General features: G+C 59.1%; 22 protein-coding genes. 12 read left to right on the plus strand and 10 right to left on the minus strand.

The features are described 5' to 3' along the window. Window positions 1–129 precede the first annotated feature (129 nt). The 9 genes from BLQ28_RS32685 to BLQ28_RS19610 all read right to left on the minus strand — a co-directional run bounded on the left by BLQ28_RS32685 (window position 130) and on the right by BLQ28_RS19610 (window position 10,675). Entirely contained in the window at window positions 130–1,959 is a 1,830-nt protein-coding gene (locus BLQ28_RS32685) for a TniQ family protein (RefSeq protein ID WP_143012517.1), read from the minus strand. A 31-nt stretch (window positions 1,960–1,990) separates the two neighbouring features. Beyond that, window positions 1,991–3,421 (minus strand): P-loop NTPase family protein, encoded by a 1,431-nt coding sequence (locus BLQ28_RS19570; RefSeq protein ID WP_093242844.1) that lies wholly within the window; start codon window positions 3,419–3,421, stop codon window positions 1,991–1,993. Then, a complete protein-coding gene (locus BLQ28_RS19575) occupies window positions 3,409–5,751 on the minus strand; it encodes a hypothetical protein (RefSeq protein WP_143012518.1) in 2,343 nt (780 codons plus the stop codon). Before BLQ28_RS19575 ends, BLQ28_RS19570 begins: the two co-directional genes overlap by 13 nt. Continuing rightward, on the minus strand, window positions 5,739–6,608 hold the full coding sequence (locus BLQ28_RS32690) for a PDDEXK family nuclease (protein ID WP_176801166.1): 870 nt from the start codon (window positions 6,606–6,608) through the stop codon (window positions 5,739–5,741). Before BLQ28_RS32690 ends, BLQ28_RS19575 begins: the two co-directional genes overlap by 13 nt. 492 nt (window positions 6,609–7,100) lie before the next feature. After that, a complete protein-coding gene (locus BLQ28_RS19590; RefSeq protein WP_371126688.1) occupies window positions 7,101–7,436 on the minus strand; it encodes a DNA-binding protein in 336 nt (111 codons plus the stop codon). A gap of 558 nt (window positions 7,437–7,994) precedes the next feature. Continuing rightward, window positions 7,995–8,384, minus strand: coding sequence for a RidA family protein (locus BLQ28_RS19595; RefSeq protein WP_093242855.1), 390 nt, complete (start codon window positions 8,382–8,384; stop codon window positions 7,995–7,997). 27 nt (window positions 8,385–8,411) lie between these two features. After that, window positions 8,412–9,083 carry an amino acid ABC transporter permease gene (locus BLQ28_RS19600; RefSeq protein WP_093242858.1) on the minus strand — a complete coding sequence of 224 codons (672 nt, stop codon included), beginning with the start codon at window positions 9,081–9,083 and terminating at the stop codon, window positions 8,412–8,414. Window positions 9,084–9,109: 26 nt separating this feature from the next. Continuing rightward, window positions 9,110–9,913 carry an ABC transporter substrate-binding protein gene (locus tag BLQ28_RS19605; RefSeq protein ID WP_093242860.1) on the minus strand — a complete coding sequence of 268 codons (804 nt, stop codon included), beginning with the start codon at window positions 9,911–9,913 and terminating at the stop codon, window positions 9,110–9,112. A gap of 21 nt (window positions 9,914–9,934) precedes the next feature. After that, a complete protein-coding gene (locus BLQ28_RS19610) occupies window positions 9,935–10,675 on the minus strand; it encodes an amino acid ABC transporter ATP-binding protein (RefSeq protein ID WP_093243450.1) in 741 nt (246 codons plus the stop codon). 859 nt (window positions 10,676–11,534) lie between these two features. Between BLQ28_RS19610 and BLQ28_RS19615 the strand changes: the two genes are divergently transcribed. The 11 genes from BLQ28_RS19615 to BLQ28_RS19665 all read left to right on the plus strand — a co-directional run bounded on the left by BLQ28_RS19615 (window position 11,535) and on the right by BLQ28_RS19665 (window position 23,427). Continuing rightward, window positions 11,535–12,437: a LysR family transcriptional regulator gene (locus tag BLQ28_RS19615; RefSeq protein WP_093242862.1), complete on the plus strand. Its 903-nt coding sequence runs from the start codon at window positions 11,535–11,537 to the stop codon at window positions 12,435–12,437. Between the two features lie 199 nt (window positions 12,438–12,636). Then, window positions 12,637–13,440, plus strand: coding sequence for an aspartate dehydrogenase (locus tag BLQ28_RS19620; protein WP_093242864.1), 804 nt, complete (start codon window positions 12,637–12,639; stop codon window positions 13,438–13,440). 31 nt (window positions 13,441–13,471) lie between these two features. Continuing rightward, the gene (locus tag BLQ28_RS19625) at window positions 13,472–14,932 is read left to right on the plus strand and encodes an aldehyde dehydrogenase family protein (RefSeq protein WP_093242866.1); all 1,461 of its coding nucleotides are present in this window, start codon (window positions 13,472–13,474) and stop codon (window positions 14,930–14,932) included. Window positions 14,933–14,975: 43 nt separating this feature from the next. Next, a complete protein-coding gene (locus tag BLQ28_RS19630) occupies window positions 14,976–16,223 on the plus strand; it encodes an amino acid ABC transporter substrate-binding protein (RefSeq protein WP_093242868.1) in 1,248 nt (415 codons plus the stop codon). Window positions 16,224–16,242: 19 nt separating this feature from the next. Continuing rightward, window positions 16,243–17,106, plus strand: coding sequence for a branched-chain amino acid ABC transporter permease (locus tag BLQ28_RS19635; RefSeq protein ID WP_093242870.1), 864 nt, complete (start codon window positions 16,243–16,245; stop codon window positions 17,104–17,106). After that, on the plus strand, window positions 17,103–18,038 hold the full coding sequence (locus tag BLQ28_RS19640) for a branched-chain amino acid ABC transporter permease (RefSeq protein WP_093242873.1): 936 nt from the start codon (window positions 17,103–17,105) through the stop codon (window positions 18,036–18,038). Before BLQ28_RS19635 ends, BLQ28_RS19640 begins: the two co-directional genes overlap by 4 nt. Beyond that, window positions 18,035–18,790 (plus strand): ABC transporter ATP-binding protein, encoded by a 756-nt coding sequence (locus BLQ28_RS19645; RefSeq protein ID WP_093059779.1) that lies wholly within the window; start codon window positions 18,035–18,037, stop codon window positions 18,788–18,790. The genes BLQ28_RS19640 and BLQ28_RS19645 overlap by 4 nt, the downstream gene beginning before the upstream one ends. Beyond that, entirely contained in the window at window positions 18,783–19,499 is a 717-nt protein-coding gene (locus BLQ28_RS19650) for an ABC transporter ATP-binding protein (protein WP_093242876.1), read from the plus strand. Before BLQ28_RS19645 ends, BLQ28_RS19650 begins: the two co-directional genes overlap by 8 nt. 67 nt (window positions 19,500–19,566) lie before the next feature. Beyond that, a complete protein-coding gene (locus BLQ28_RS19655) occupies window positions 19,567–20,391 on the plus strand; it encodes a transporter substrate-binding domain-containing protein (protein ID WP_176801167.1) in 825 nt (274 codons plus the stop codon). A gap of 153 nt (window positions 20,392–20,544) precedes the next feature. Further along, the gene (locus BLQ28_RS19660; RefSeq protein ID WP_093242881.1) at window positions 20,545–21,471 is read left to right on the plus strand and encodes a LysR substrate-binding domain-containing protein; all 927 of its coding nucleotides are present in this window, start codon (window positions 20,545–20,547) and stop codon (window positions 21,469–21,471) included. A gap of 201 nt (window positions 21,472–21,672) precedes the next feature. Further along, the gene (locus BLQ28_RS19665; RefSeq protein ID WP_093242883.1) at window positions 21,673–23,427 is read left to right on the plus strand and encodes a carboxylesterase family protein; all 1,755 of its coding nucleotides are present in this window, start codon (window positions 21,673–21,675) and stop codon (window positions 23,425–23,427) included. Window positions 23,428–23,457: 30 nt separating this feature from the next. Here BLQ28_RS19665 and BLQ28_RS19670 read toward each other — a convergent pair whose 3' ends face one another. Then, complete coding sequence (locus tag BLQ28_RS19670; protein WP_093242885.1) at window positions 23,458–25,170, minus strand: aminotransferase class I/II-fold pyridoxal phosphate-dependent enzyme; 1,713 nt, start codon at window positions 25,168–25,170, stop codon at window positions 23,458–23,460. Between the two features lie 225 nt (window positions 25,171–25,395). On the opposite strand from BLQ28_RS19670, the gene BLQ28_RS19675 reads away from it, so the two are divergent. Continuing rightward, window positions 25,396–26,868, plus strand: a complete 1,473-nt coding sequence (locus BLQ28_RS19675) for a carboxylesterase/lipase family protein (RefSeq protein WP_093243452.1) — start codon at window positions 25,396–25,398, stop codon at window positions 26,866–26,868. Window positions 26,869–26,887 lie beyond the last annotated feature (19 nt).

Genomic DNA, 26,887 nt, shown 5'->3' on the forward strand with positions numbered 1-26,887 from the left:
CAACCTGGCCCAGACCGATCGCTCGCCCTATACGTCGCATCGGCGGCAACCGCTGCATACCTGCCTATCAGTCGGCCTCCAGGAGGTTTGATCGCCGTGAACGTCAAGAGCCGCTGGTGCCGTTGAAGTTCATCGGCCTTGCTCGACATCTCCGGATCCGCTTGAGGTCGCATTGGGCGGCTTTCTTCTGCTGGGGCGAGGAAAAATCTGACGGGGTTCGCCGGCGTTGATCAGTCGATGTGGTTCGGCTTGCTGTTCCAGCCAGTCGCGGTCATACCTCGTAAGCCACGCATAGGCCGCCCTCGGAATCTTCGGATAGCCATGTGGTGTTACGCGACGCTCTTTGTAAGCTTCTTCGGCGAGCGTGCGGTAGCGGGGGCCGTTTGGAGTGGCGCGCAGACCTGCTTCAGGAAACTGTTCTTTCAACCACATAAAGTCATACTGTTTTAGCCAATTCCAAATAGAGCGGTCGATATCAATTGCTGAGGATGAATTCCCTTTTTTCTTTCGCTTCGCTGCAACGGCTAGCTTGCGGTAGGCGGCTCTTTTCGTGGAGACTGCATGTCTCTCATTCTTTCGCGCGGTTGGAAAATGCCGAAGGAGCCACTCTCGGTCATATTGGAGCAGGAGCTCATAGACCGAACGGGCATGTAGTGCCAGTTGTTTCCTGCGCTTGATCCCCCCCTCACGGGCTGTCAATGCTGCTGCACGCATTTCAGGCAGCTTCGCGATACGCTGGTCACGGCGCCCGTTGCGCGGTGTGGAAGGTCGCTCGGTCTTCTTAGCCTTTTTCTTCGGGCTCTGTTTGCGCGCTTCCTCAAGCGCTGATGCGCACTCGACGGGAAGACGACATTCGAGTGCGTACAGAAGTGCAGCAGATACGCCCAAGACTGCCGCTGCGTCTCTGCGAGTTCCACCTTCGAAAAGAAGCTGCAATGTACCTGCAGGAAATCCTTCTTCTTCAACACATACGGCAGCGGCAACGATCCGTTCTTCGGCTACGTGTAGAGGGGGGGTGAAGAGGCCAAATGACTGAGCACGGTTTGGGATCGCGGCCTTCTCCCAGTCCTGCGGAGCTCTGCGAAGTGCGAAAGCGATCGATGCCACCCTGAGCGAGTGTGTGACGAAGCTGGGATAGCCCTCGAGACAGGCCGATATCGTGCTGGCACTCTTGTGACTTCTGAAGAATTCCTGCAGCGATTCAAGGTCTTTGAATCCCCATGCTGACATGAACTGTTCCAGCAGTTCCATCCGCCGGAATACCATGGAGTCGCGAGGGAACGCAATACTCACGAGGAGTTGTCTGTCTCGCGGGCGGAGTTCGGGGGCTTCGCCTCGATACATCTCTTGGATCAACCTTGCGGTCCAAGTGTATTCTTCACTCTGCTCGTAGGGGGAAATGTCGAGCAGCGGAAGAGGTGAAAACGTGCAGCGAGCACATCGCGAATGCGCTGGGCATAGCCTTTGTGAAGGTTGACAAGCAGGGCAGCAAGACCGCAGCCGTACTTCGTGCTTGGTGCAGTGACGAAGCAGAGGAACTTGGTGCAGCACGTGATAGTGACCGAAGCCGAATAGAGCGAAATCCTCCTCGAGGCATTCAAGGCATATCCGGTTCAGCTTCGGTCTGATCAGCCCGGAAGTCCCTCTTGGAACATGTGCGTTCGCGGCTCGCGCATCGCCGTTGATCAAGGCTTGGCGCCAGCGAACTTCGTCCTCTTCCTTCAAGAGCTTTCCCCAAATTCCCGCCTGAGAGTGTTTCGAAAGAAGCTCATCTGGAGTAACTGCGCTTTCGAAAATCTTCGCTGAAAAACTTCCTGCGTGCATGGCGTATGCGTTCTCCATCTTTACTGCCACACCGATCGATTCGTCCAGGTAGTCCGAATCTCGGTAGTGCCCGCAGGACTTGAACGCGATCAAGAGCGAGCGCAGCGTTGCGTCTTCAGGGAAGGATGGAATCACGGCGCCTCAACTAGCAGCTGGAAGATGACGGCTATGGAGCAAGAGGGCGAGATTTTCCTTGCGAACCCGACTTCTGTGCGCTTTTCCCTTTACCTGTTTTCTTGTTGGTCTTGCTCTCTGAAGCATCTGCTGGGCCGTCGCTCGTCGACTGAGCCTTGGTACTAGTGCTTTTGAACAAAGAGTACAAAGGCGACCCCTTCAGCAACTCGAGCGGTGGCCACCTCAGCTTCTGTGGAATCAGCGCCCAGCGCTCGCGAAAATATTCAACGGGCTGGTCCTTGAACTTGCCCAACGCCGCGTCGTTGCGTGCGACCAATGCAAGAATCAGGGGGCGAACACCTCGCATGACAGCGCCGCTGGCGGCTAGAAGGAGTACCTCCTTGTCGACGTAGTCTTTCCCCATCGCTATCGCCTTCATCAAAGCCTCCTTCCGAAGTCGAGCCAAATATGAGGGCGAACCTCCAGTCAAGATCCAAAGCAGAACGTGCAGGTGCTTGATCGGCTTGTCCTTGTTGGAATCAAAGACTGTGAAGCCCCACACATAAGTGACTAGATCCTTCCAACGCTCCGTTGCCCATGTGAGCTCGGGGTAGTACTCCCAAAGGCCTGCGGAAGTCAGGCGGCTCATGTTTTGACTGTTCGCTTCGAGCCCGGAGAACGCAAGCGGGTTGCCTACCAGGGCAACCGGAACGCCACTGTTCAGCAGACGCAAGAAGAAGCGCTGGAAAGCTTCACCAAGCACCGGGGTGTCCAGATTTCCCTCTTGTGCTTCTTCCACAAAAAGAAAGCTGCAGCGATGAAGCAGAAGCCAGTGAATAATCCAAACGAACTTGCTCTCAAGTTTTGTCACCTTTCCGAGTTGCGCCAAGTAGTTCTTCCCGAGGGCCTGGTCCATTGCGTGTGCAATCGACTCCAGCAATCCTCCGCGAGATGGATCAGGGGGCATCTCGGCCACCAACCAAACCAATTGCTTCAGTTCCAGGTAGCCCAGACTTTCATCGCCGTCTCGATGTATTACTTGAGGGAAGTGGGATAAGAATCTGGATAGGAACGATGACTTCCCGCCGCCAGTGGGACCTCGAATGATTGCGCCTTGAGCAGCGACCTTTGCGAATGGGATGTCATCCATCGTCTCGTGTGTTGCTGGATCCGCCGCGTACACCATGATCTTGTTGGCCTCGATGCGCGGGTCGCGATTTCGGATGCTCGAAAGCATGGCCATCTGCATCCGTGGCGCGGCCTCTGTTTCCTCGAGCTTCGGGACGAAAAAGCTTTCGATCTGAGTCACAGCTTCCAATCTCTGCCAGTCCTCAACTTCGGTCCCCACCGGAGTCTTCGGCCTATGCATCAGCAAGCGGCCCCACTCGCGTTCCGTGCGCATGCGAGGAAGGCCGAGCAAGAGTGGGTTATCGCCTGAGGCGCTGAACAAATCCTCCGCGCGTGATTTCGCTACTGCAGCCATGAGTCTCTGAGCTCCTGATATCGTTTGTTCTGCGATGAAGAGTCATCCCCAAGATCGACGAGGTCGTCGATGCTTGGTTCTGGGTCCGGGGGAACTGCATCCAGTCCGAGGGCGCGATTCCTTTTGGCATCGAGTTCGCTCTTGAGCGCCGCTCGCTTGTTGCCGGAGATGGTTTTCTTGCTTGGACGCGTGGGCAACTTTCCCTGTTCTTCTTGCTTGGCGCGCCGAGCTTGTTGATTGGTCTTTTCGTTCGAAACGACGCGCTCAGCTTCGACTTCATCACGAAGTCGGGCGGTGATGTATGCGGAGTACTTGTCAATACTGCAGATGGTCAGCCAGTCGACGAGAGAGAGCTCCTTGAGTTGCGGATCGTGTGTCTTCAGCGAGAGCTCCTTCATGCCATTCAGCTGAACATAGGCACAGCCAAGTCGCCCAGGGCTGAGCGCAAGATCAATGGGGATCACCTTCTTTCTTGCGCGAACGAGGATGTCAGTCTCATAGAGCCAGTCGGCTGAGTAGACGAGGCCAGGGATGAGTTCGCCAGTGGTCGATCGCGGATCGCGCAGATGAATGCCATCACCATGTACCACCGCGGAAAGCCTCGGCAAGCAGTGCGCTCTGAGAAGATCAAGATTCGCCGGGCTGCTGGCAAGGTAACCTTTCTCGATCTTCCAGAGCACGATCGCCTTGCGTGTAGGCAGGACTCCGTCCTGCCGCATCTCCATCGTCAGCAGATGGGGAACTGGTTCATGGTTGTTGTGCTGAAGAATGGCTTTGACAATGTGAATCAGATTCTGTCGATGTGTGCGGCATGCATCTTCCTCGCGTCGGCGCTCGCCGCGCTTTCGCCGCCGGCCCCGCGTGCTGCCATCGTTCCGATGGTCGACCTTGCGCTGAAGGTACCGGTGCTTTTTCTCAACCTTGTCCTTGGAAAGCGGAGAGAAGATCTTTGCGTAGGCATTCGAGATCTCTGACGCTTCCAGCGTCATGATGCTGTCGTCCTGCTTGATGTCCCCGTTGTCCCCCTTGACCTTCTTCGGCATGAAGGAGATCCAGTCGTCCTGCTCTATGGAGACGCCGATCTCCGAACAGAACGCAACATGGTCTTCGACACAGTTGAGCAACGCGAGCAGTCCGGTCAGGCTGCTGGACGATTCATGTCCCGAGTAGAACCCCAGGATGTACTCAGTGGAATCCTCTACAACCAGTGTTCGGTTGCTACTTGGGAGTGTCTGCAGGAGAGAGGCTGCACTCACCAGCGTCTGGTCCTCGGAACTGCTGTCGATGAAGGCTCTCAGTCCGAATACGTTTGCCCGTTCGAAGCCAGCATGGCGAATTGGCCGTTGGTGCCCGTCGAAGTGGGTCTGGCCAAGATTGATACGGCTTGGCTGGTCGGCGCGAGATATCGGTCCGTGAGTTTCGAACTGCGTCTGTGTGGGGCGCTCGCTTGCCCTCTTCAGCACGATTTTGGGTTTTCTGGAGTTGACGTATTCGACCTTGGCGGGGTAGTACTTTTCCATCGTGAGGTGGAATGCCTCCTCCATGGATACATCGGGTTTCTTGTATGTCTTGTAACCCTCGCGAAGCCATTGGCGATCGATGGGCTTGAGGTTGTAGCCGCGTAGCTTGATACGTTTGGCCCCTTCCTCGTTTTTCGCGGCCAGGTTGGATCTGCCAGGCTTGGTCGCGCAATACTTCTCTGCCCCCAGTTCGCCGCAGACGTCGAGATGCGGAAGGAGTGCGTTGCGATGCCCGAGTCCGAGCATGTGACGACGCAGGAGCTGCCGAATCTTGTCAGCGGGGACCTTCTTTAAACGAGCTTGTTTTTCGGCTTGTTCCCGTTCGAGACCACCTTCGGTGAGGGCGAAGATGTCATAGTCGGCAACGATGTCCTGTATGAGTGCATCGAGAGCGACGCGTTGTTCGAGCCACTTGGATGGCTTTGCGCGAGAGTAGGTGCGAACCAGTCGATCGGGTCGAACGTTTGCTTTCAGTTCATCGTCTGTGAGGCTCCAGTAAGGCGGAAAGCCAGCTTCGATCACGCTCAGGCAGCCGCTACTGATGTCGTTGCGAAAGTCTGCTGCTGCCTTTCGCAGGGGCGCTTTGATATAGAACTTGACCGCCTTGGATTCGACGAGGGCCTTGGCTTTTCCTTTTGATTTTGATCGTCCGGATTTCGTCGGAGGCCGGCTCTCTGGATAGCCGATCCACCAAATCGCGCTTCCATCCGGAACAACGCAGACGATGCGGCCTATCGGACGCCATCCGTCGGAAGTGCGCGACCGAATTTCCCGTCCACACCATTCGATCGGGATCTTTACGCGGGACATAAAAGCTCCTGCGCGACATGGGCTCGCAGGCGTCCACCATCGCGCTGCAGCAGCCTCGTCATCTGTATGGGTTTCAGCAGGTCCGCATCGATCAGGCCAGCCCAGGCCGCCATCCGAAAGCTCGCATGCCCAGTGACGAGATCCATGCCCGTGGACGATGCTGCGTGTTCGACGCAAGCATCTATCGGGTCACTGTCGCATCGACGCATGAAAGCGTGCGCGTAGTCGAAGATCCGCTGCGAAGTCCGAGCGCTCAGGATTTCTGATCGAAGAGGCTCGAGCCAGATAAGATTCTCGTGAAAGACGCTCGGCAGATAGTCTTCGTGAATGACGACCGAGTAGGCGCCGATGGCCTTCGCATACAGAGTTTCCAGGATGAGTCGTTCGCGCGTCCTGCCGTTCTTCGGTGCCTCGGCGATCTTTCTGGGCTTGCACTGGCAAAGGACGAGGCGGTCATCGGGCGGGATACCGAACCGAACCATCAAGTCGGTGGTGGCAATGAATGGAATCTTCGTGGCGTAGTAGCGGCCATGGCTGATGCCAGCTGCCTTCGCAATTTCCAACAGACCTGGTGCTTCTCCGAGGTCTCGGTCTCTGTCCGGATGCCATCCGGACAACGGAAGTCGATGCGGATCCGGCCACATCGGCATCTGCTCTCGCACTTCGGTGGCGCCGAGCCAGACGAAAATCCTGGCCACGCGATCCTCGTCGTCCGAGAGCAGGTGCAAGCCACGATGCGAGTACAGCGGCGTGTGTTCGACGTGCAGTGTGCTGACCGGCGAAGAGAGGTGACGCCGAATTCGCATCCATGCACAGTAGTTCTCACCGACACTCCCACCAACGCCAGCGTCGATCATGTCGTAGAGACGGTCCCATGTAACCTTGGTGTTCCGAGGTAGCACTAGCCCAATGGGCGCAGATGTCCGCCTGAGACCGCTCCAGTTCTTTTCTGGTATGTATGGGGAACCGAGCAGTGGATGTATGAACGGGGTCGCGGAATCAGGTTGGGGTACCGATCCAGAGGCTGGCGCTTGGGCGAAGCGCTTGGGGGCAACCTCGTACGGAGGGAAAGTTCGATAGCCCCCTTGGGGTGTTTCGCCCCGAGCGTTTTGTTTTCTTCGGCGCCGCGGGGCAGAATCGACGGGCGGTTCTTCCCCTGGCTCAGCTGTTCGCATTGCCATATCAAGTCCTTTGGCGCGCGCGCATCGCGCGCAGCGCATGGCCACGGGCTTGACTCAAGGCAGCGTAGTGGCGAAACTACGCCCAAGCTCCCCAGCTTGTTCCTCAAGCGAAGCCGAGTTCAAAAGCCAAGCGCTGCAACGCTTGGCTTTTGGCTTTTTGGTGCTGACTTAGCGGAGTCCCTCCTTCCTCATGGAGGGTGGCGAAGCGAACGATGGGAGTTCCGAGGGTGGCGGCTTCAGGCCCAATGCCACTGCGATGTGGTGCGACTCGCCTCGGCGTGCCCGGGACTGCCCATTCAACACCCTGTAGACGCTGGCTGCGCTGAATCCATTCGCGCGTGCCCACGTCGTGACCTCAAGACCCCTCGCAAAAAAGTCTTTACGGACCTGCTCGAGCGCAACCGAGTTGATGTGCGGGCTATCCATTGATTCGACGAAAAGTTGAGTAAATCCTAGCGAAACACTCAAATGTGAAGATGGGTGTTTACCCTTAGAGTTACGCATCTACGCCGATTACAAGAGAAGTACGCGCAAACATTTATTTTTTGCTAGTACTACGGCGCGAAGGAAATGGCGGCGACGGGAGTGCTGATCTCAACAGTCCGACAGATCGCCCTTTGGGCGACGGCGCGTTACCCTGCCTCGGAGAGGCCGGTGCCTCAGCTTGACACTTGGGCGTTTCTCCCTTGAAGGAGCCCGCGCTAATGTGGATCGTCGACTCCCCCCGTGCAGGGCGTTCGCTCCCGCAGTCACAGTCATGATGCTGGAGGTACGCAATGCCTTTTCGGACTCACGCGCCTTGCCGGCGTGCGAGCCGCCGCCGAAGTAGTGTCTGTCTAGATCGCGCGTAAGGCCCGCATCAAAAAAATGGAGAGTGTCAGACGCCTGATACTCAAGAGCCGGATGCCGAGGTCATTTCATCGTTCGAATATCAGTATTGATGAAGTTGAGCTGAATCCCTGCGATCACAGTTAAAGAGATCCCTGAACGAAAAACACCGAAGCGAGACCGCTTCGGTGTCGAGCTGGATCATCGTCCCCAGATGGGACCTGTGCGCTCGCCCTACGCGAGCTCCTTCTTGTAGGCGATCATTTCGATCTTCATGTTTTCATTCTTCGACGGCAGCGCGGCCACCCCCACGCAACACCGCGCCGGCTTGTGCCCGTTCATCGCCTTCAGATACACCTCGTTCACCGCGTCATAGTCGTCGACGTTCACGAGATAGACATTGACCTTAACTACATCCGCAAACGTCGCGTCGCACTCTTTAAGAATGTTGGCGAGATTTTTCATGCATTGAGACGTCTGATCGCGAATGTACAAAGGGAATTGACCGGTCTCTGGGTTATAGCCGGCTGTTCCCTTGGTGAAAATCCAGGGACCAACAATCGATGCGTGCGAGAATGGCCGGTCATGAGTGTGAGAATCTACTAGGCGAACGTCATTTTTCATGAAGGATCTCCGGTTGGTTGTGGTGTGTCATTTCCTGAGGCGCATGGTCCGTCGTTCGATCCATCGAATCGTTAGCGTCAATGGCCAACAGATGACGAAATAGGCTACTGCGACCGCAGTGAAAATCTCCAGCGGTCTGAACGTGGAAGATGACAGCTCAGTCGCCCTGCGGGTGATCTCAGGCACCGACAAAACGGACGCAAGCGAGGAGTACTTGATAAGCATCACGAAGTTCGATGCCAGTGGCGGAAGACTGGCCCAGAATGCTTGGGGCAATACGATGCGAGTGAACGTTTGGAGTCTGCTCAGCCCGAGAACTCTGGCCGCTTCCACGTGTCCTTTGGGTATGCCTTGAATACCCGCTCGATACACTTCGCCGATAAAGGCGGATGAGTAAATCGAAAGCCCGAGGATTGCAGCAAACATCGGTGAGATGTCGACTCCGAACGATATCGGAAGGACGTAGTAGTACCACAGCAGCTGAATCAGGATCGGGGTGTTGCGCACCAACTCCCCCAACATGATGCTGACAGATCGCACTAGCCTCCATCTGGACAGATCGAGTGATACCAGCACCAAGCCTCCCAGCATCGCCATCATGAGAGTGATCGCCGATATGACCAGAGTGCTCTGTAGGCCCGACAGCAGGAATGGGAGGTTGTCTCGGACAACATCCCATCTGAACGTGTACGTGCTCATACCCGATTGAGTGGCAGTGCCAAGGGTTACTTGGTGACCATGGGGCCAAGATTATGCTTCTCTGCATACTTCTTGAGCCGGCCATCGTTGCGGATCGTTCGCACGAACAGGTTGATGTAATTCAACCAAATCTGATCACCCGGAGCCACGACATAAGAATACGGTGTTACGGCGAGAGGTTCGGACGGAGCAATCAGCTTCGCCCAATCGAATTCCTTTCTGATTCTGACGCTGGCGGGATAGTCACTGATGTAGACATCCGCCTTGTTGGCCGCAAGTTCACTCAACATATCAGCCGGAGGCACCACACTTCGTTGTGTGGCCTTCTTCAGGTAGGTCTTCATGATGTCGTCCATGAAGCTCCCCAGCCCGGTGACAACCCGCACACCAGGTTGATCAACGTCAGCCCACTTCTGGATCTTGCTTCCGTCCTTCACGATGGCATACAGCCCAGACTCGAGGTAAGGATTGGAGAACTCGACAGCTTTGGCCCGCTTCAGAGTGGCGGCGACGGCAAACATTCCGATGTCGCACTTGTCGGCTTGAAGATCGGCAACGAAGGTCGAGAAATTCGTTTCGACGATTTCCAATTGAACGCCGAGTTCCTTCGCTAGTTCCTTGGAGAGATCGACATCTATTCCTTCAAGATCTCCAGTCTTGGGGTTTCGAAACGAAATGGCGTAATAGTTGGGAACTTGGCAGACTCGAACCTTCCCCTTTTGCGGGATCGAGGTCAGCTTCGAGACTTTCTGCTGTGCTTGGGCAGATGCTGGTCCAAAGATTGTGCAGGCGCTAATCGCGGTGGCGGCGAGGGCAGAAAGAATTTTCATTGGAGTCTCCTGTTTTATTGGTCAGAACATCATTTCAAGGAACTGCTTGGCTCTTTCGGTTTTGGGGGATTCAAAGAACTCGTCAGATCCACCTTCTTCGATCAGCTTCCCACCATCGAGAAATGCGATGCGCGTGCTTACGCTTCTGGCGAAGCCCATCTCATGGGTGACCACGATCATGGTCTGGCCTTCCTCGGCGAGCTTCTTTAATACGGCCAGAACTTCGTGACGAAGCTCGGGGTCGAGAGCAGACGTTGGTTCATCAAAGAGAATGACCTTCGGGTTCATTGCCAAAGCACGAGAGATCGCCACTCGCTGCTGCTGACCGCCTGAGAGCTGCGCCGGATATACGTCTCGCTTGCTCGCAATGCCGACTTTGTTCAGGATCTCAAGAGCGGATGAGATCGCGGCATCTCGCGGTATGCCGCGAACGCGAATCGGCGCTTCGATGACGTTCTGCAGAACGGTCATGTGCGGCCACAGATTGAATTGCTGAAACACCATCCCGATGTCCCATCTCATCAGTTTGGTGGCCGCCTGCGAATGGCTGCCGGAAGCTGCGCCAGCGACAGTCGTTCCGTTGACGCGAATCTCTCCAGAAGAAATTTCCTCAAGTAGCGCCAGGCATCTCAGAAAAGTTGTTTTGCCTGAGCCGGAAGGACCTATGAGACTGACGATCTCGCCTTCTTCGACGTTCAATGAAACGTCGTTGAGCACGGAAAGCGCGCCAAAACTCTTCTTGATATGACTCGCTTCGAGAATGGTTTTTCTAAATGCCGACACTTTGAAGTTCCGCAGTTTTGGTGATAGCCCCGTTGCAACAGATTAGGAGGGGATATCAGCCGGAGTGGAAGGTGCCAGATTGCGAACGCCGTGTTGCCTCAAATAGATCACCCAGCTGCTCGAACAAAAGAAAGCAGGAGCGGCCGCGAGCTTCCGCACAGCTCTTTACGCTTGGTGGTCGCAATTCGAAACCCGGAGCGTGCAGCCATCCAACGAGGCCCCGCCAGCGTGAGCCATCGACGCTGCTCAAACTCCTCGGGCGATTGCTGTCGCGCCGTGAACACGTTGACAGAGTTCGCCACGTGCTATCCGACCCGAGCGCGAGTTGACGCGCGAGCCGCAGCCAAAGCCGGACACGAGCGGGACGCGTACAAAACCAGCGTCATCAAGACGGCGCGACTACTTTCGGGAAAAAACCGGAACAATGGTTACGGTCTTGACCGTCACCCCGTTGGGAGACAACGAAGCGCCAACGGCTGCACATGGATGCGTTTCCACTTCGCCGAAATCGTTGACCGATACATTCCCCAGGCGCGGCCGATCGAGCCACGGGGGTACGGCTTGGACACGATGAACCACCCGGCGGCGTGTTCCGAACGATCTGTGCTCGTCTGATTGCAGCAAGATTGTGGCTGTACTGATTGCCCTTGATTCGCTAGCATGATTTCGCATTGCACGTCACGTGGTGTGCACGCTTGCACTTTGCACTGCGCCGCGATCAGAACAAATCGTGATGAGTGCTGGATGGTCTAGCGTTTTCGATATTGGACTTGGTGCGTGACAAGAAGATAAGCGCCCTTCGCCAGAGGCTGCAGGGCGAATTGCACGACGAATCCTGATGATCCTGCCGCTGCCACTCAAGTACTTTGCTGAAATCGCCAAGAGTGGGTCGGTGCGTCAGGCGTCAGAGGCGTTGTTCGTGGTACCCAGTGCGATCAGCCGGCAGATCGCCAATCTCGAGCGAGAGTTCGGCGCCGAGTTGTTTGAACGATCGCCGCGCGGCATGGTGCTGACAGCGGCAGGCCGCCTTCTTCTGGACTATGTCACCCAGAGCGAGGTTCAAGGACTGCTGGTTCGATCGGCCATTGATGACCTCGGCAATTTGCGCTGCGGCTTGGTACGGCTGGCAATCGTGGAGGCCGCCTCCATGAGCTTCATGCCCGATTTGCTAGTCGGCTTCGCGCGCGAGCATCCGAACATCGCGTTCCAACTGAGCGTGTGCGGAACGGCGCAGATCGTGGAATCGGTGGTGGATCACACGGTGGACATCGGCCTGGCTTTCAACGTACTCAACCGCGACGATGTCACGCTGCATGGGCGAATTTCGCAGCCACTGCAGGTCATCTGCGCGCCCACCCATGCACTCGCCGCGCGCTCTAGGGTTTCGATAAGCGACCTGATCGACTTCCGAGCTGCGGTGCCTGATCGTACGTTCGGTGTGCGATACCTTATTGATAGAGCGGCAGAAGAGGCCAAGGTCGAACTTCGAATAGCCTACGAGATGAATTCGCTGCAAGCGATCAAGAGCATCGTTCGGCGCTCCGACGTGATTGGCTTCATGCCTCCCATGACCTTTGCTCACGAACTCGAGGAAGGTTGGTTGCACGCGGTAGCGCTATCTGAACGGGCTTGCGAGGCTGCAACCATCGACGTGGTCACCTCGCGTCAGCGTAAGCTCCCGCTCGCCGCCACCGCCTTCTTGCAGTATCTCCTGACCTCAGTGCGAACACCCTCGCCTTGAGGCGCTGTAACGAACGTACCGCCGCCTCCTGCGGGGCGCCGCAAGTCAACCGCAGCGCGGGCCTTCACTTCCTTTGCCAAAGGGCTAACCCGGTGTTCTGTTTACCGCACCGCAGCGATCTCCTTTACATGACTTCCCGGGCGATTCAGTCGTAGGCCTAATCCGTCCGCCGCCCGAATGGAGGCGTGAAGGAGACAGGATGAAGACTGCGATTATTGGTTGCGGAGCCATCGGGCAACGCCTTTGCGAACTGGTGCCTCAACTGGTCCCCGAGGCCGGGCTGGCTGTGGTTGCCGAACGCCAGGAAGCACACGCCGCGCTTCGCGAACGTCTCGATTCGCGGGTACTGCTCGTGAGTTCCCCCGATGCGCTCATCGAAGCCGGCGTGACATTGGCCATCGAATGCGCGGGCCACGCGGCACTACGCGGGTACGGCCCGACGCTTCTGCGCCGTGGCATTGATCTGATGGTGGTGTCGGTGGGGGCGTTGGCCGATGCACCGACCGAGACGCTACTGCATCGCGCGGCCGTGGACGGCGGCTCGCAGATTCGAATTCCCTCTGGTGCGGCTGGTGGCCTGGACGTGCTCACCTCCGCCCGTTTGGCGGGTCTGGAGAGTGTGGCCTACCGCTGTGTCAAGCCGCCAGCCGCCTGGCAAGGAACACCCGCTCAGACCATGGTGGCTCTGGAGAGTCTGAGCGAATCAACGGTCTTTTACTCAGCCTCCGCTCGCGAAGCGGCGCGCCTGTTCCCACAGAACGCCAACTTCGCGGCGTCGGTCGCGCTGGCAGGTGTCGGATTCGACAACACCACCGTCGAGTTGTGTGCGGATCCGAAGGCCACGCGCAACACACACAGCGTGCACGCAAAGGGTGTGTTTGGCGACATCGCGTTTCAGATCAACGGCATTTCGTTGGCCACCAATGCGAAGACGTCGCTCCTCACGCCTTACAGCGTGGTGCGAATGCTCATGAACCTCTGCCGGCCGGTAGCGCTGGCCTAAACCCCCCGAACTTTTAGACAAGGTAGATCAAATGACAAAGAAATCTGACTCCATCATCAATCCGTTCAATGGGCAGATCGTGGGCGAAATGCCCGTGTCTGACGCCGACGATATCGAGCTCAGCATCGTGCGCGCTCAGAAGGCGTTCCAGGTGATGCGCAAGCTGCCGCGCTTCGTTCGCGCCGATATCCTGATGAAGGCTGCCGAGCTCGTCGCGAGTCGTCGCGACGAGTTCGCTCGAACCATCGCCGCGGAAGCAGGTAAGCCGCTGTATGACGCGCGCGGCGAGGTTGCGCGCAGTATCTTCAATCTCAAGAACGCCGCACAGGAGGCCCGTCACTCGGCCGGTGAGGAAATTCCGCTGGACCTGGACGCGGGAGTCTTCGAGTACCAGACGACCGATGCGCGAGGCGTGTCGACCAAGCTGGCTGACCTGGACCACAACGCGCTGGCCCAGATGCGCCGCCGCGTCGGTATCGCCCGTCGCTTCCCGATCGGCACGATCCTCGCCATCGCACCCTTCAACTTCCCGCTGAACTTAGTTCTGCACAAGGTCGCGCCGGCGATTGCCGCCGGCAACTCGGTGGTGCTCAAGCCGGCGCCGCAGACTCCGCTGACCAGCAAGCTGTTGCAGGAGGTGTTTCGTGATGCTGGCCTGCCCGATGGTGCTCTCGAGGTCTGCCACTGCTCCGTGCCGCTGGCCGAAGGCATGGTCAAGGACGAGCGCTTCGCGATGGTCACGTTCACTGGCAGCGCCAAGGTGGGCTGGCACATCAAATCCATCGCCGGTCGCAAGAAGGTCGCGCTCGAGCTTGGAGGCAACGGCGCCGTGATCGTTGCTGAGGACGCCGACCTGGATCTGGCGGCGACGCGTTGCGTGCGCGGCGGAATGGTGTACGGCGGCCAGTACTGCATCGGTGTCCAACGCATCCTCGTACATGCCTCGGTGCGCGAGGCCTTCGAGAAGAAGCTCGTGGAGAAGGTGCGCGCATGCCGTGTCGGCAACCCGATGGAAGAAGGCATCGATGTCGGCCCGGTCATCGACGAGAACTCGGCAAAACGCATCCAGGGATGGATCGACGAAGCGGTGGCTCAAGGCGCCCGCGAACTCGTGGGTGGACCGCGCGCGGGCGCCGTCGTTCAGCCGACCGTCCTGACAGATACGGTCAAGGGCATGAAGGTGGAAGACGAGGAGATCTTCGGCCCCGTCGTGACGCTCAACAGTTTCCGGACATTCGAGGAAGCAGTCGAGCGTGCGAACGACTCGCGCTACGGGCTGCAGGGTGGCATTTTCACCAACGACATCCGCCGAGCCTTCCAGGCCGTGGAGGACTGGGATGTGGGCGGTCTGATGATCAACGACGTTTCGATCTACCGCATCGACAACATGCCGTTCGGCGGCTGGAAGGAATCGGGTGTGGGGCGCGAGGGCACGCGCTACGCGATGGACGAGATGTCCGAGATCAAGTTGATGGTCATCAACTACGTGTGAAGCACCGCGCGAGCGGCCCTACTTAGAACCAGGAGACAACGAAATGTTTAAACGATCGAATTACTCGAGCAGCTGCGCCTGCGCAGCAACAGCTGCTATCTCTCGGGCTGCTCTGCGCGGTCTTCTGCTTGCGACCGCGGTACTTGGCCTCGGCCTCGGGCAAGTCAGCCACGCCCAGTCGCAGGTTATTCGCATCGGCGCGCCACTGCCGATGACGGGCGCGCTCTCGCCCGAGGGACTCCGCATGAAGCAGGGCAATGATCTGTGGGCTGAGACGGTCAACAAGGCCGGAGGAATCAAGGTGGGGAGCGGCCGCGCCAAGGTCGAGATGATCTATGTCGACTATCAGTCCAACACACCGAAGGCTGTGCAACTGGTGGACAAACTGATCACGCAGGACAAGGTCGACTTCATCTTCTCCCCGTTCGGGTCGGGAGCGACCAAGGCTTCGAGCGCAGTGACCGAGAAGAACGGCGTGCCCAACATCGCAGCCACAGCCTCGTCAGTTGAGGTCTTCGACCAGGGGCACAAGTACATCTTCGGTCTGCTCACACCGAACAACACGCTGATCGAGCCGACGGCCGAACTCGCCGCGACTCGCCTTCCGGCCAACGCCAGGGTGGCGATTCTCGCTCGCAACGATCTTTTTCCTACAGCGGTCGCCAACGAGCTTGAGAAGGTCGCGAAGAAGCGCAACTACGAAGTCGTCTACAACGAGAAGTACGCGATCGGTGCACTGGACCATGCGGGCGCGCTGGTTCAGATCAAGGCGGCCAAGCCGGACTGGATCTTCGTTTCGGGCTACACCAACGATCTGATACTCGTGCGTAAGCAGATGAAGGATGCGGGTCTGAACGCGCCCGTCGTGACGATGATCACCGGTCCGAGCTATCGAGAGTTCGTCGAGTCACTCGGCCCTCTCGCCGAGAACGTCAGCAGCGCGGTATGGTGGCACCCGGCGTCCAAGTACACCGGCACCGACATCTTCGGCTCGACTGCCAAGTACGTCGAAGCGTTCAAGGCGCGCTTCGGTACCGAACCGGACTATGCCAACGCGGTCGCTTCGCTCTCAGGCGTGGTGCTGCAGGCCGCCATCGAGAAGGTCGGATCAGTGGATCGCGCCGCAGTCCGCGACCAGCTCGCCAAACTGAAGATGGACACCTTCTATGGGCCCGTGGCCTTCGACCAGAAGGGAATGGTCAATTCGTACCTCCCGCCTGTGTTCCAGATTCAGGGCGGTAAGTCGGCGGTCCTGTATCCGCCAGCCATCGCCACCGGCAAGCTGCGCTGAGCGCACGCTGAGGGCTGTCATGGTACTTCTTCAAGTTCTGCTCAACGGTCTGCTGCTGGGCGGTATCTACGCATGCATCGGCGCAGGCTTCTCGCTCGTGTGGGGTGTGGTGAACATCATCAACATCTTGCACGGCTCGTTCATCGTGCTGGGCGGCTACGGGGCCTGGTACGCGTACGCGCACTGGGGCGTCCATCCGTTCATCGCGATGTTGCCGATCGGCCTACTCGGTTACGCCGGCGGATGGCTGCTGCAGCAATACGTCATACGTCACGTGATGGCCGCCAAGGTGCTCGTCACGCTGACGCTTACTTTCGGTCTGAACCTGCTCCTCAACAACTTGATGACCTTCGGTTTTTCCGCTGACTTCCGCAAGGTCGTGCTGCCGAGCCAGGAGCCCATCACATGGGCTGCGCTCACGTTGCCGGCGGATCGAACCCTAAGCATGCTTGCCGCGGTGGCAGTTGTCATGCTCACGCACGTTCTCATGACGCGCACGATGCTGGGGCGCTCGATCGTCGCGGTGCGCATGGATCCGCAGGCGGCGCAGTTGATGGGCGTCGACGTGCCGCGAACTTTTGCCGCAACGTTCGGCATCGGCACCGGGCTCGCATTGATCGCGGGCGCGATTCTTTCGCCGATCTTCCCGATATCGCCCGTTGCTGCGGACGGCTATCTGGGCAAGGCCTTCATCGTCTGCGTGCTCGGTGGTCTTGGCAGTCTGCCGGGCGTGCTCGCCGGCGGCGTGTTGTTGGGTGTGGTGGAAAGCGTGGGCAGCTATTTCCTTGGCTCGAGTCACGCGCTCACGCTGTCCTATGTGCTGCTGCTTGCATTCCTGCTTCTGCGGCCGCAAGGCCTGATGGGCAAGAAAGGGTTCGAATGAAACTGAACAATACCGTGTTCTGGGCGATCTTCGCCGGCAGCGTCATGCTGCTGACGATCGTCGGTGACAACTATTGGCTGCGCTTCGGCACCACGGTGGCGCTGTACGCCGCCCTTGCCAGCGCTTGGAACATCATCGGCGGCTTCACCGGCTACCCGTCGTTCGCGACCGCTGCCTTTTTCGGTCTGGGTGCCTACGCGTCGGCCATCGGCCAGATGCACGGCATCCCGATGCCGCTCGCATGGGCTCTGGCTGCGCTGATCGGCGGTGTGTTCGCGCTGCTGCTCGGGTTGGGCTTGCTGCGCTTGCGTGGCCACTACTTCGCCGTCGCGAGCCTGGTGGTTGCCGAGGTGTTCCGCGAGGTGATTACCGCCGGTGGTGACTTCACAGGCGGCGGGATGGGGCTCAACCTCGCGCTTCTGCCGATCTCGTCGTTGGCGCAGGCGCGACTCTTCCTGATCGTCTTCAGCACGCTCGCGGCGCTCTCCGCGTTGCTCTCCTTCTGGATCGTCGGCTCGCGCTTCGGCGTAGCCTTGCGCTGTATCGAGCAGAACGAAGACGCCGCGGCGATGATTGGCGTGGCCGTCACCCGCCACAAGGCGTTCGCGCTGGCGCTGTCGGCCGTGTTCGCTTCGGCCGGGGGGGCGGTGTACGCCAACTGGCTCAACTACATCGATCCGAGCGACGTCTTCAGCGTGCTCCTGTCGGTCAAGCCCATCGTGATCGCGCTAATCGGAGGTGTCGGCACCGTGGTTGGACCGTTTGCGGGCGCTGTCGCGCTGGCAGGCCTGGAAGAGCTGGTTATCAAGGGTGCGCTGGACCTCAACGGAGTCTTCCTCGGATTGGCGATCATTCTGCTGGTCCTGTTCATGCCGCGTGGCGTCATGGGCATTCTGTCGCCTGCTCGGCGTGCGAGAAAGGCATCCACGTGAAGGCGCCGCTTCTGCAGCTAGACGAGGTGTCGCTGTCATTCGGCGGCCTCAAGGCACTATCGAACGTGACTTTTCGGATCGATGCTGGCGAGATCGTGGGCCTGATCGGACCGAACGGTGCGGGCAAGACAACTCTCGTGAACGTGTGCAGCGGCGTTTTTCGCCCGTCACATGGCACCGTGCGATTCGAAGACCACGTGATCTCGGGAATGCGGCAAGACCAGGTGGCGCAGCGCGGGATGGCGCGAACCTTCCAGGTTGTCCAGCCATTTCCGGCGATGACCGTGCGCGAGAACGTGACGGCCGCCGCCCTCTTCGGAGGTGGAATTCGTCACGTGCCCGAGGCGCGCAAGTTCGCCGATGAGCAGCTCGAATTCGTCGGGCTGGCACCGCACGCCGACAAGAGTGCAGCGAATCTCTCGCTGGCTCATCGCAAACGCCTGGAACTGGCCAAGAGTCTTGCAATAAAGCCACGCCTGATCTGGCTCGACGAGGTGAATGCGGGACTCAACTCCGACGATCTGGAGAAGACGCTTCACCTGATCCGCAGCATCGCCGCACGCGGCATCACGATCGTGATGATCGAGCACCTCATGAAAGTCGTCATGGGTGTCAGCACGCGCATCCTGGTCCTCAAGAGCGGAACGCTGATCGCCGACGGACTGCCCATGGACGTGATCCGCGATCCGACCGTGGTCGAGGCCTATCTGGGAGGGCACTATGCTGAAGACGGGAGCCGCCGTGATGTCTGAACTGTTGCACGTCTCGAACTTGCACGCCGGCTATGGGGCGGTCAAGGTACTCCACGGTGTCGATCTGCGGGTTGACGCCGGTGAGGTGGTGGCGCTGATTGGCTCCAACGGAGCCGGTAAGTCGACACTGATGCGCGCGCTATCCGGTCTGACGAACTCTGGTCAGGGCACGGTACAGCTGGGCCAGGCTGCGCTGCATGCCATGCCTGCCCAGCGTCGCGTGGCTTCGGGCCTCATCCATGTGCCAGAAGGCCGACGCCTCTTTCGGTCGATGAGCGTCGAAGACAACCTGTTGATGGGTGCATACCTGCGTCGTGATCGTGCCGAGGTGCGAAGGACACTCGACACGGTCTACGGGATCTTCCCGAAGCTTCGCGAGCGCGCTCGACAGGACGCGACCACGATGTCCGGCGGCGAACAGCAGATGTGCGCGATCGGACGCGGCCTGATGGCCGATCCGCGCCTGTTGATGATCGACGAACTCTCGCTCGGCCTGTCCCCGCGGCTTGTCGGAGAACTTGCCGAGGCACTGCGTCGTGTCAATCAGCTGGGCGTCGCCATCTTGCTGGTCGAACAGGACGTCGGTACGGCGTTGAGTCTGTCGTCACGTGCCTACGTAATGGACCAGGGGCGCATTGCCCACTCTGGTCCTTCGCACTCGCTTGCGGGAGATCCAGCCGTTCGAGCCGCGTACATGGGCGGGGTGTAACTCCGCCCGCCGCGTGTTTCGCGTGGCCATTCTTCTCAATCTCATGAACTTGTTGGAGGTATGTTCAATGTTCAAGCGTTCCCTTTCAATCTCGGCACTGGCTGTCTCCGCTGCGTTCAACCTGCCGGCAATGGCCCATGAAGAAGTCACTTTCGCATACATCGAAGAGCCGCCGTTCGCGACAACGATCAACGGTCAGCCGGCCGGCTCGGACGTCGATGTCGCGCGGGCCGTTCTCGCCAGAATGGGCATCAAGAACGTGGAGGTGAAGAAGGTGGAGTTCGCTGAGCTGCTGCCCGGGGTAGCTTCCGGAAAGTGGACGATGAATACCGGTCTCTTCGTGACACCGGAGCGCTGCAGGATGGTCGCGTACTCCAATCCGATCTGGGCCCTGGTCGACGGCATGATCGTGCGCGCAGGCAACCCGAAGCGCGTGTCGAGCTACGCCTCTGTCGCTAAATCGGACGCGCGACTGGGCGTCGTCAAGGGAACCGTGCAGGTAGCCACCGCCAAGGCGGCCGGTGTTCCTGTCGAGCGCATCGTCGAGTTCGGAGCGCAGGAGGAGATCATTGCCGCGATCAAAGCAGGCCGCGTGGACGCCTACTCGAACTCAGCGCTGGGCCAGCGGGCGCTCCTTACTTCGCTGAAGGATTCGGATCTGGCGTTAGCTCAACCGTTCGAACCACCGACGGACAGCAACGGTCGCGCGAAGGCCGGGTTCGGTGCGTACTCGTTCAATCAGGCCAATGGTGCCTTCGTCGCTCGCTTCAATGCGGAGCTTGCGAAGTACCTCGGCTCCGACGAACACCGTGCGCTGCTGGCCAAGTACGGGTTCGTCGCCGACGAGATCACTCCGGCGCTGACGGCAAGGAGCGACGCTCTGTGTAAGTAGCCTGGGAGGCTGGTGAAACCCGCGATTCCCCAGATGTCTATGATCGCGATCTCGCGGGACTTCATATCGCTCAGTGCCTGACGGTATAGCGTTCAGCGATGAACACTACCGGTGTGCTGCACTGCACGCCATCATTCGGATGATGTAAGCCTCATGGACGATCTGCCGCATCTGTTCGAGGAACTCATGGCGTTTGTTGCAGTCGTCGACGCCGGCGGCTTCAACGCAGCGGGTAGCCGCTTCGGCCTGCCCCCTTCGAGCCTGAGTCGATCGGTTGCGGCGCTCGAGAAGCACCTCGGTGTAAGTCTGCTGGTGCGTACGTCGCGTAGATTTGAAGTGACTGCAACAGGCCGGCGCACCTATGACGATGCCGTTGCCACGCGCACAAGGTTGCAGGAGACGGTTGCGGCTGCGCGCGAGTCGCACGGTGTACCTTCAGGTACCCTGCGTGTTTCGTGCCCATTGGCGCTCGCGTCCACGGTCGTGGGACGAATCGCAATAGAGTTCATGGCCCGCCATCCAGGAGTGCGTGTCTCGATCGAGTCCACCGATGGCCGCGGACAACCCTTCAGTGAACCTGCGGACATCGCAATTCAGCCCAGCATCCGACCTCTGCGCGATTCCAGCATGGTCGCCCGCCGTCTCATCGATGTGCGCTATGTAGTGGTCGCCGCGCCGCATCTACAGCACGCCGTTCCAGCGGTGCCTGGTGGGCCCACGGAGTTCCCATGCTTCCCCGCAATCGGTTGGACTTTCTTTCCCAGTCCGGCACTCTGGTCCTTGCGGCATCGCGAACACGGACAGCATGCGATCGAGGTTGACGTGCGATTCACCACGGACAACTTGTTGCTGGTGCGTGAGGCCGCGCTCAAGGGCGTCGGCGTGGCGCAGTTGCCCTACGCCATGTGCAAGGAAGATATTGATCGCGGCGAACTGAACTTGGTCGCGCCTGATTGGCTGCCACTCCAGGTCGGCATCTATGTGCTCTACCCTTCGCGCCGCTCCCTCACGCTGGCGGGCCGGAAGTTCATCGACGCGCTCGTTGACGGAACGGCCTTGCTCGATAGAGGACCGGACTAGCGTTCCATCGTTCCGACGCAGCAACGCTGCATTCCACCCGTGCCCTTACGGGTGGTAGACGTACTTCCTAACATCCGGTTCAGCCGCAGTCCATGCGGCGCCTGAACGGCCCGCGCAACAGGCCGAGGTGTGAGCAACATACCGGAGACAAAATTGAAGAATCAGCGACGCCTTCTATTTCTTGGGCGCGTAGTAGCCCCGATGTTCGGACTCGCCCTGGCGGCTCTCGTGTCCTCTTGCGGAGGCGGAGGCGGAGGCGGAGGCGGAGGTGGTGGAAATGGCGGCAATGCGATACCTGCCTCTGCCTTCAGCTCGCGACCCGTAGCGACATCTTCTGGTGTGTTCCAGGGAATAGATTCGCCCTTGGGACGCGGAACTGAGTTCAGAGGAATCCGTTATGCAACCGCCCCCCGCTGGAACCCTCCCCAGGCGCCGGTCGCGGCAATTGACACCAAGGTTGCCAGCACATTTGGCGCCAACTGCCCCTCGGTCGGCGCTCCCAACGAGGCCGAGGACTGCTTGTTCTTGAACGTCTATGTCCCGCCCCACACGAAGGTCGACGCCCAGCTTCCTGTTCTTGTATTCAGCCATGGCGGCGGGTTTGTCTCCGGAAGCGGCCAACTCTATCCCGCAACGAGCCTGGCTGCCGACAACAACATGATCGTGGTCACGCTCAACTATCGGCTTGGCGCGCTGGGCTGGCTTAGCAACAGCAAGCTGGCAGCGTCTGTTGCCAATGAGTTTGAAGCCGTCGGGGACGCAGGGAACTACGGACTGATGGACCAGCAGTTCGCGCTGCGGTGGGTCAAGGACAACATCGCAGGCTTTGGTGGCGACCCCGCAAAGGTGACGTTCTCCGGAGAGTCCGCAGGCGGGATCAGTGTGCTTGCGACGCTCACATCCACCAATACAGCTCAGAACCTGTTCAGAGCCGCGATTGTCGAAAGCGGGTCGTTCTTCTACTACACATCGCAAAGCGCGTCGTCGCGCCAGGCGACCCTGGGTGCGGCCTTCGAGTCGGATCTCGGCTGCGATTCCGCATCCTGCCTGCGCTCAAAGACCGTGGCACAGGTGCTCGCCTCTCAAGGCCGGGTGTTTGGCCGCTACAACCTCGGTCCCGTACACAGTACAAAGCTCGTACCCATTGCACCGAAAGCGGCGTTCGAAACGGGCCAGTTCATCAAGGTCCCGGTGATGCAAGGCATCACTGCCAGCGAGGGACGCTTCTTCCTCTCGCGCCTGCTTGCGCCGCTGCCCACACCCGCGCAGATGCTAGCCGCAGGCGGACCGGCCAATTACGATTTGCAGAACCCGAACGGCTATTGCGGCACTGCCGGAGCTCCCGCAACGTGCACCTATTCGCAGATCATCGGGAAGGTGATGGCAAGTCCCACGCCGGACACAGTGGATGCCGCCTACCTGCGCATCATGAATCCCGCAGCCATCACATCAGACTTCCTGAGCTTGCTGGCGACTACCTATCCAGCGGCGAATTTCAAGAACACTTTCTTGAACAATGCGCCAAGCGCCGACATGGCCATATCTCAGCTGTGGGGCGACGCGATCGTCGCTTGTCCTGCACGCGCGGCGAACTCGGCCCTTGCTCGTTTCGTCCAGGTCTATGCATTCGAGCTGGATGACCCGGCAGCGCCACAAGCAGGCAACACGGTGGGGTTTCCGCTCGGTTCTCAACACACCGCTGAGTTGAGCTACCTCTACGACCTGGGAGCGGCCCTCAACACGGACCAGCAGCAACTGGCTCTGTCCATGCGGCGGTACTGGGGAAACTTTGTGACCAATCTCGATCCGAACGGCAACTCGTTGCCTTCATTCGATGCCTTCCCCGTCGCACAGATCTTCAGTCCAGGCGTTGGTCAGCTCAGGAGTGCCGCAGACCTTGATCAACGCCACTTCTGCAGCGGCATCTGGGATCGGATCCGCGCGGCGACTCCATAGGCAAGTAGCAAAAGGCGACAGCCCGACCAATCAGGCCAGGCTTGTGGAGCCAGCGATCAAGTTCCGTGAGAGCAGGCCGAGACGTCGAACACCGTCTTCGATCCGATCGCTCCACTCAGAACCAGCGCTCAACCGCAGGCAGTTGCGAAAGCGTCGGCTGGCGGAAAAAACATCACCCGGCGCAAAGCAGATACCTTGCTCCAGTGCTGCATCGAACAGTGCGCGCGAATCGAACCGTCTCGGCAGCTCCACCCAGATCATGAAGCCGCCCGCCGGCCGGCTTACCTTCGTGTCCGAGGGAAAACTCTCCTCGATTGCGCGCGTCATGCGCGAGATGTTCTCTTCAAGGAGACGGCGCAGGCGGCGCAAGTGCGCGTCGTAGGCGCCATTGGCCAAAAAATCCGTGATCGCGATCTGAGGCAGGATGGGATTGCACAGGCTGAACGCGAGCTTGCGCTCCATTACCCGCTGTGTGTAGGCGCCTGGTGCGATCCAGCCGACGCGATAGCCCGGCGCCAGAGTCTTCGAGAATGAGCTGCAGTAGATGGTATTGGCGCCGCCATCGAGCGCAATGAATGGCTTCGGCCGCTCGCGGCCAAAGTGGATGTCTCCGTAGACGTCGTCTTCGATCAGCGGCACGGCGCGCCGAGCAAGCAGCGCGAGGAGTGCCCGCTTGTCTGCCTCGACCATGGCCGAGCCGAGCGGATTGTTGAAAGTGGACGACAACACGCAAGCTGCAACTGGCCCGGTATCCAGCACGCGGGCGAGCGCGGCAATGTTGACGCCGTGCGTTGGATGGGTAGGCAGCTCCAGCGCCTTCAAGCCAAGTACTTCCAGGGTATGCAGGACGCCGAAATAGGTGGGAGCTTCGATTGCTATCGTATCGCCGCGCTTCGAGACAGCCATGAGTGCGAGCATCAGCGCCTCGGTGCACCCATTCGTGATGAAAAGGTCGTCTGGCGAGAGCGCGTGGTCGAAACGAAGGGCCCGCTTAGCGATCTCACGACGCAGGCTCGCCTCACCGCGTGGTGTGCCATATACGTTGTATTGTGAGCCGTGGTCACGCGCGGCACGCGCGAGAGCGAAGTCCAGCCGTTTCGATTGGAGAAGTTCGGAATCGGGAACCGCGCAGCCGAGTGGCACGAACGCCGAGTTCGATGCATGCTCGAGCAACGCGGCAACGGCCCCGCTGATGGAAACCGTGGAAGGTTTCGTGGGTGGTCGTGAGGTTGATGGCAGCGCAAGTGCGCTCCGCCGCGCCGGGGCGACATAGAAACCCGACTGAGGGCGTGCGACAAGGACTCCCCGGTTTTCTAGGAGACGGTATGCCTGAAGCACCGTAGAAACACTGAGGTGGTGCTGTTCGCTAACCGCTCGAACGGACGGCAGACGCGTTCCTGATGCAAGTGCACCATTAGCCACCATGTGCTCAATGAGCTCGGCCAACTGTTCGTAGCGGTGAGGCGCTTGCGTGTCCGGCGATGCGCGTCCGATCAATGGCAACGAAAGCCTGCCGTGCCGTGGAGTTGCAACGTAGAACCCTGACTGAGGACGTACGGTCAAGACGCCTTGTTCTTCGAGAAGGCGGTACGCCTGCAGTGCCGTGGATGTACTGATGCGATGCCGCTGGCTGACGCTGCGCACAGATGGCATACGTGCGCCAGGCGTGAGCTCGCCATTTTCGATCATCCCAGAGAACAGCTGTGCCAGTTGCTCATAGCGATTGGGAGTATGTGTATCCATGGGGTTCTCCTGGAAAGGCCGCGGCAATTGTCACTCCGCCAGCGGTATCGCATCAAGAGGAACTGTGATGGTTCAAATGACTGGTGACTGTGGCTGTTCTGGTTGGTCCGAACACTTTACCCTGCATGGCAATGGAACGAGAAAGTCGCGCGCAGCCATGGCGCAATGTGTGGGGTCCTTTGGCCTTCGCCTGTTCTTTCGAAACTCGATACGACGGAGATGCATATGCCTGGTACAGAACATCTGGAATTGAAAACACCATTCGGCCATCTGCGTGGGCTATGTGCGGATGGGGTGGCTTCTTTTCGCAGAGTGCCTTACAGCGCGGCTCCCGTCGGCGATAGGCGTTTTGAAATGCCGGGTACCGCTCCTCGCTGGCAAGGGGTGCGTGCAGCGACGGAGCCCGGTCCCATACCGCCTCAACTGGCCTCACGTCTCGATGCGGTTATGGGCGCCTACGAGGCCGAACAGAGCGAAGACTGTTTGCACCTGGATATCTGGACGACGCACAAGCCAGGTGACCTTGCGCCAGTGCTGGTGTTTATCCACGGCGGCGCGTTCATGACGGGAGGCGGATCGCTGCCTTGTTACGACGGAAGTGTTCTTGCGAAAGAGAACGGCCTGGTCGTTGTAAACATTTCCTACCGGTTGGGCATCCTCGGCTTCTGGCCTCAGCCAGACTTCGGAGGACTAAATCTTGCCCTTCACGATCAGCTCGCCGCTCTTCGCTGGATCAAGGAAGCGATCAGTTCTTTCGGTGGAGATCCCGAGCGGATCACCGTGATTGGCCAGTCCGCGGGCGCCTTCAGCATCGCCGCGCACCTCGGAACCGATCAAGGATCGCAGCTCTTCAAGCGAGCGATCATGATGAGTGCCCCTGTGGGCCTGATGTGCCCCACCGTGGATCAGGCGCGGCCGACCGCGGAGAAGGTCTTGCAGGTTCTTGGACTTGACTCTAAGAATCTGCAAAAGCTCCGCTCGATGCCGCTCGCGCTGATGTTCGAAGGACTGCGAACCTTAGCCAGCAAGCCGCCGGAAATCAAGGGAGACATCACTCCGTTGTTCATGCCCATCCTGGACGATGGAATTCTTCCCAATCAGCCAGCCGACTCCATTGCAATGGGAAGCGCGAAGTGGTGCGACGTCATGATAGGGGTGACCCGGGAAGAAGGCGCTGCGTTCACCATCACCAATACAGCGCTCGATGAAATGTCGGACGACGAGCTCCGGCAGATGTTTGACATCAGACTGGGAGTCGACGGCGAGGCAGCGCTCACGAAGCTCCGGTCTCAGCGCGTTCCCGCGACATCTCGCGCAATCTTGAATGAGCTCAACACAGACGACTTCTTCATCAGAAAGAGCCTGGACCTCGCAGCCACGCAATCGCATCTCGGTCGGAATGCATTCATCTATTCCTTCGACTGGCAGTCGCCGAACTCGGCGCTGGGCGCCTGTCACTGTATAGACCTTCCGTTCCTGTTCGGAAACATCGACGCCTGGAAGACGTCCCCAATGCTTCGTGGAGCGGATCTGGAGGAAGTCAAGGGGCTCAGCAGGTTGTATCGAAGCGCGATCGCTGCCTTTGCCGCAAACGGTGATCCGAATGGTAGAGGCCTTCCGCAATGGCCTGCCCACAAGTTAGATCGGGCTGTGCTGCATTTCGATCGTCGCATCCAAGCATGGGGCTACATCGGATAGATGCAGCGCTCAAACCGTA

Source organism: Variovorax sp. EL159, assembly GCF_900100965.1.
In the GTDB taxonomy this organism is placed as follows: domain Bacteria; phylum Pseudomonadota; class Gammaproteobacteria; order Burkholderiales; family Burkholderiaceae_C; genus Variovorax.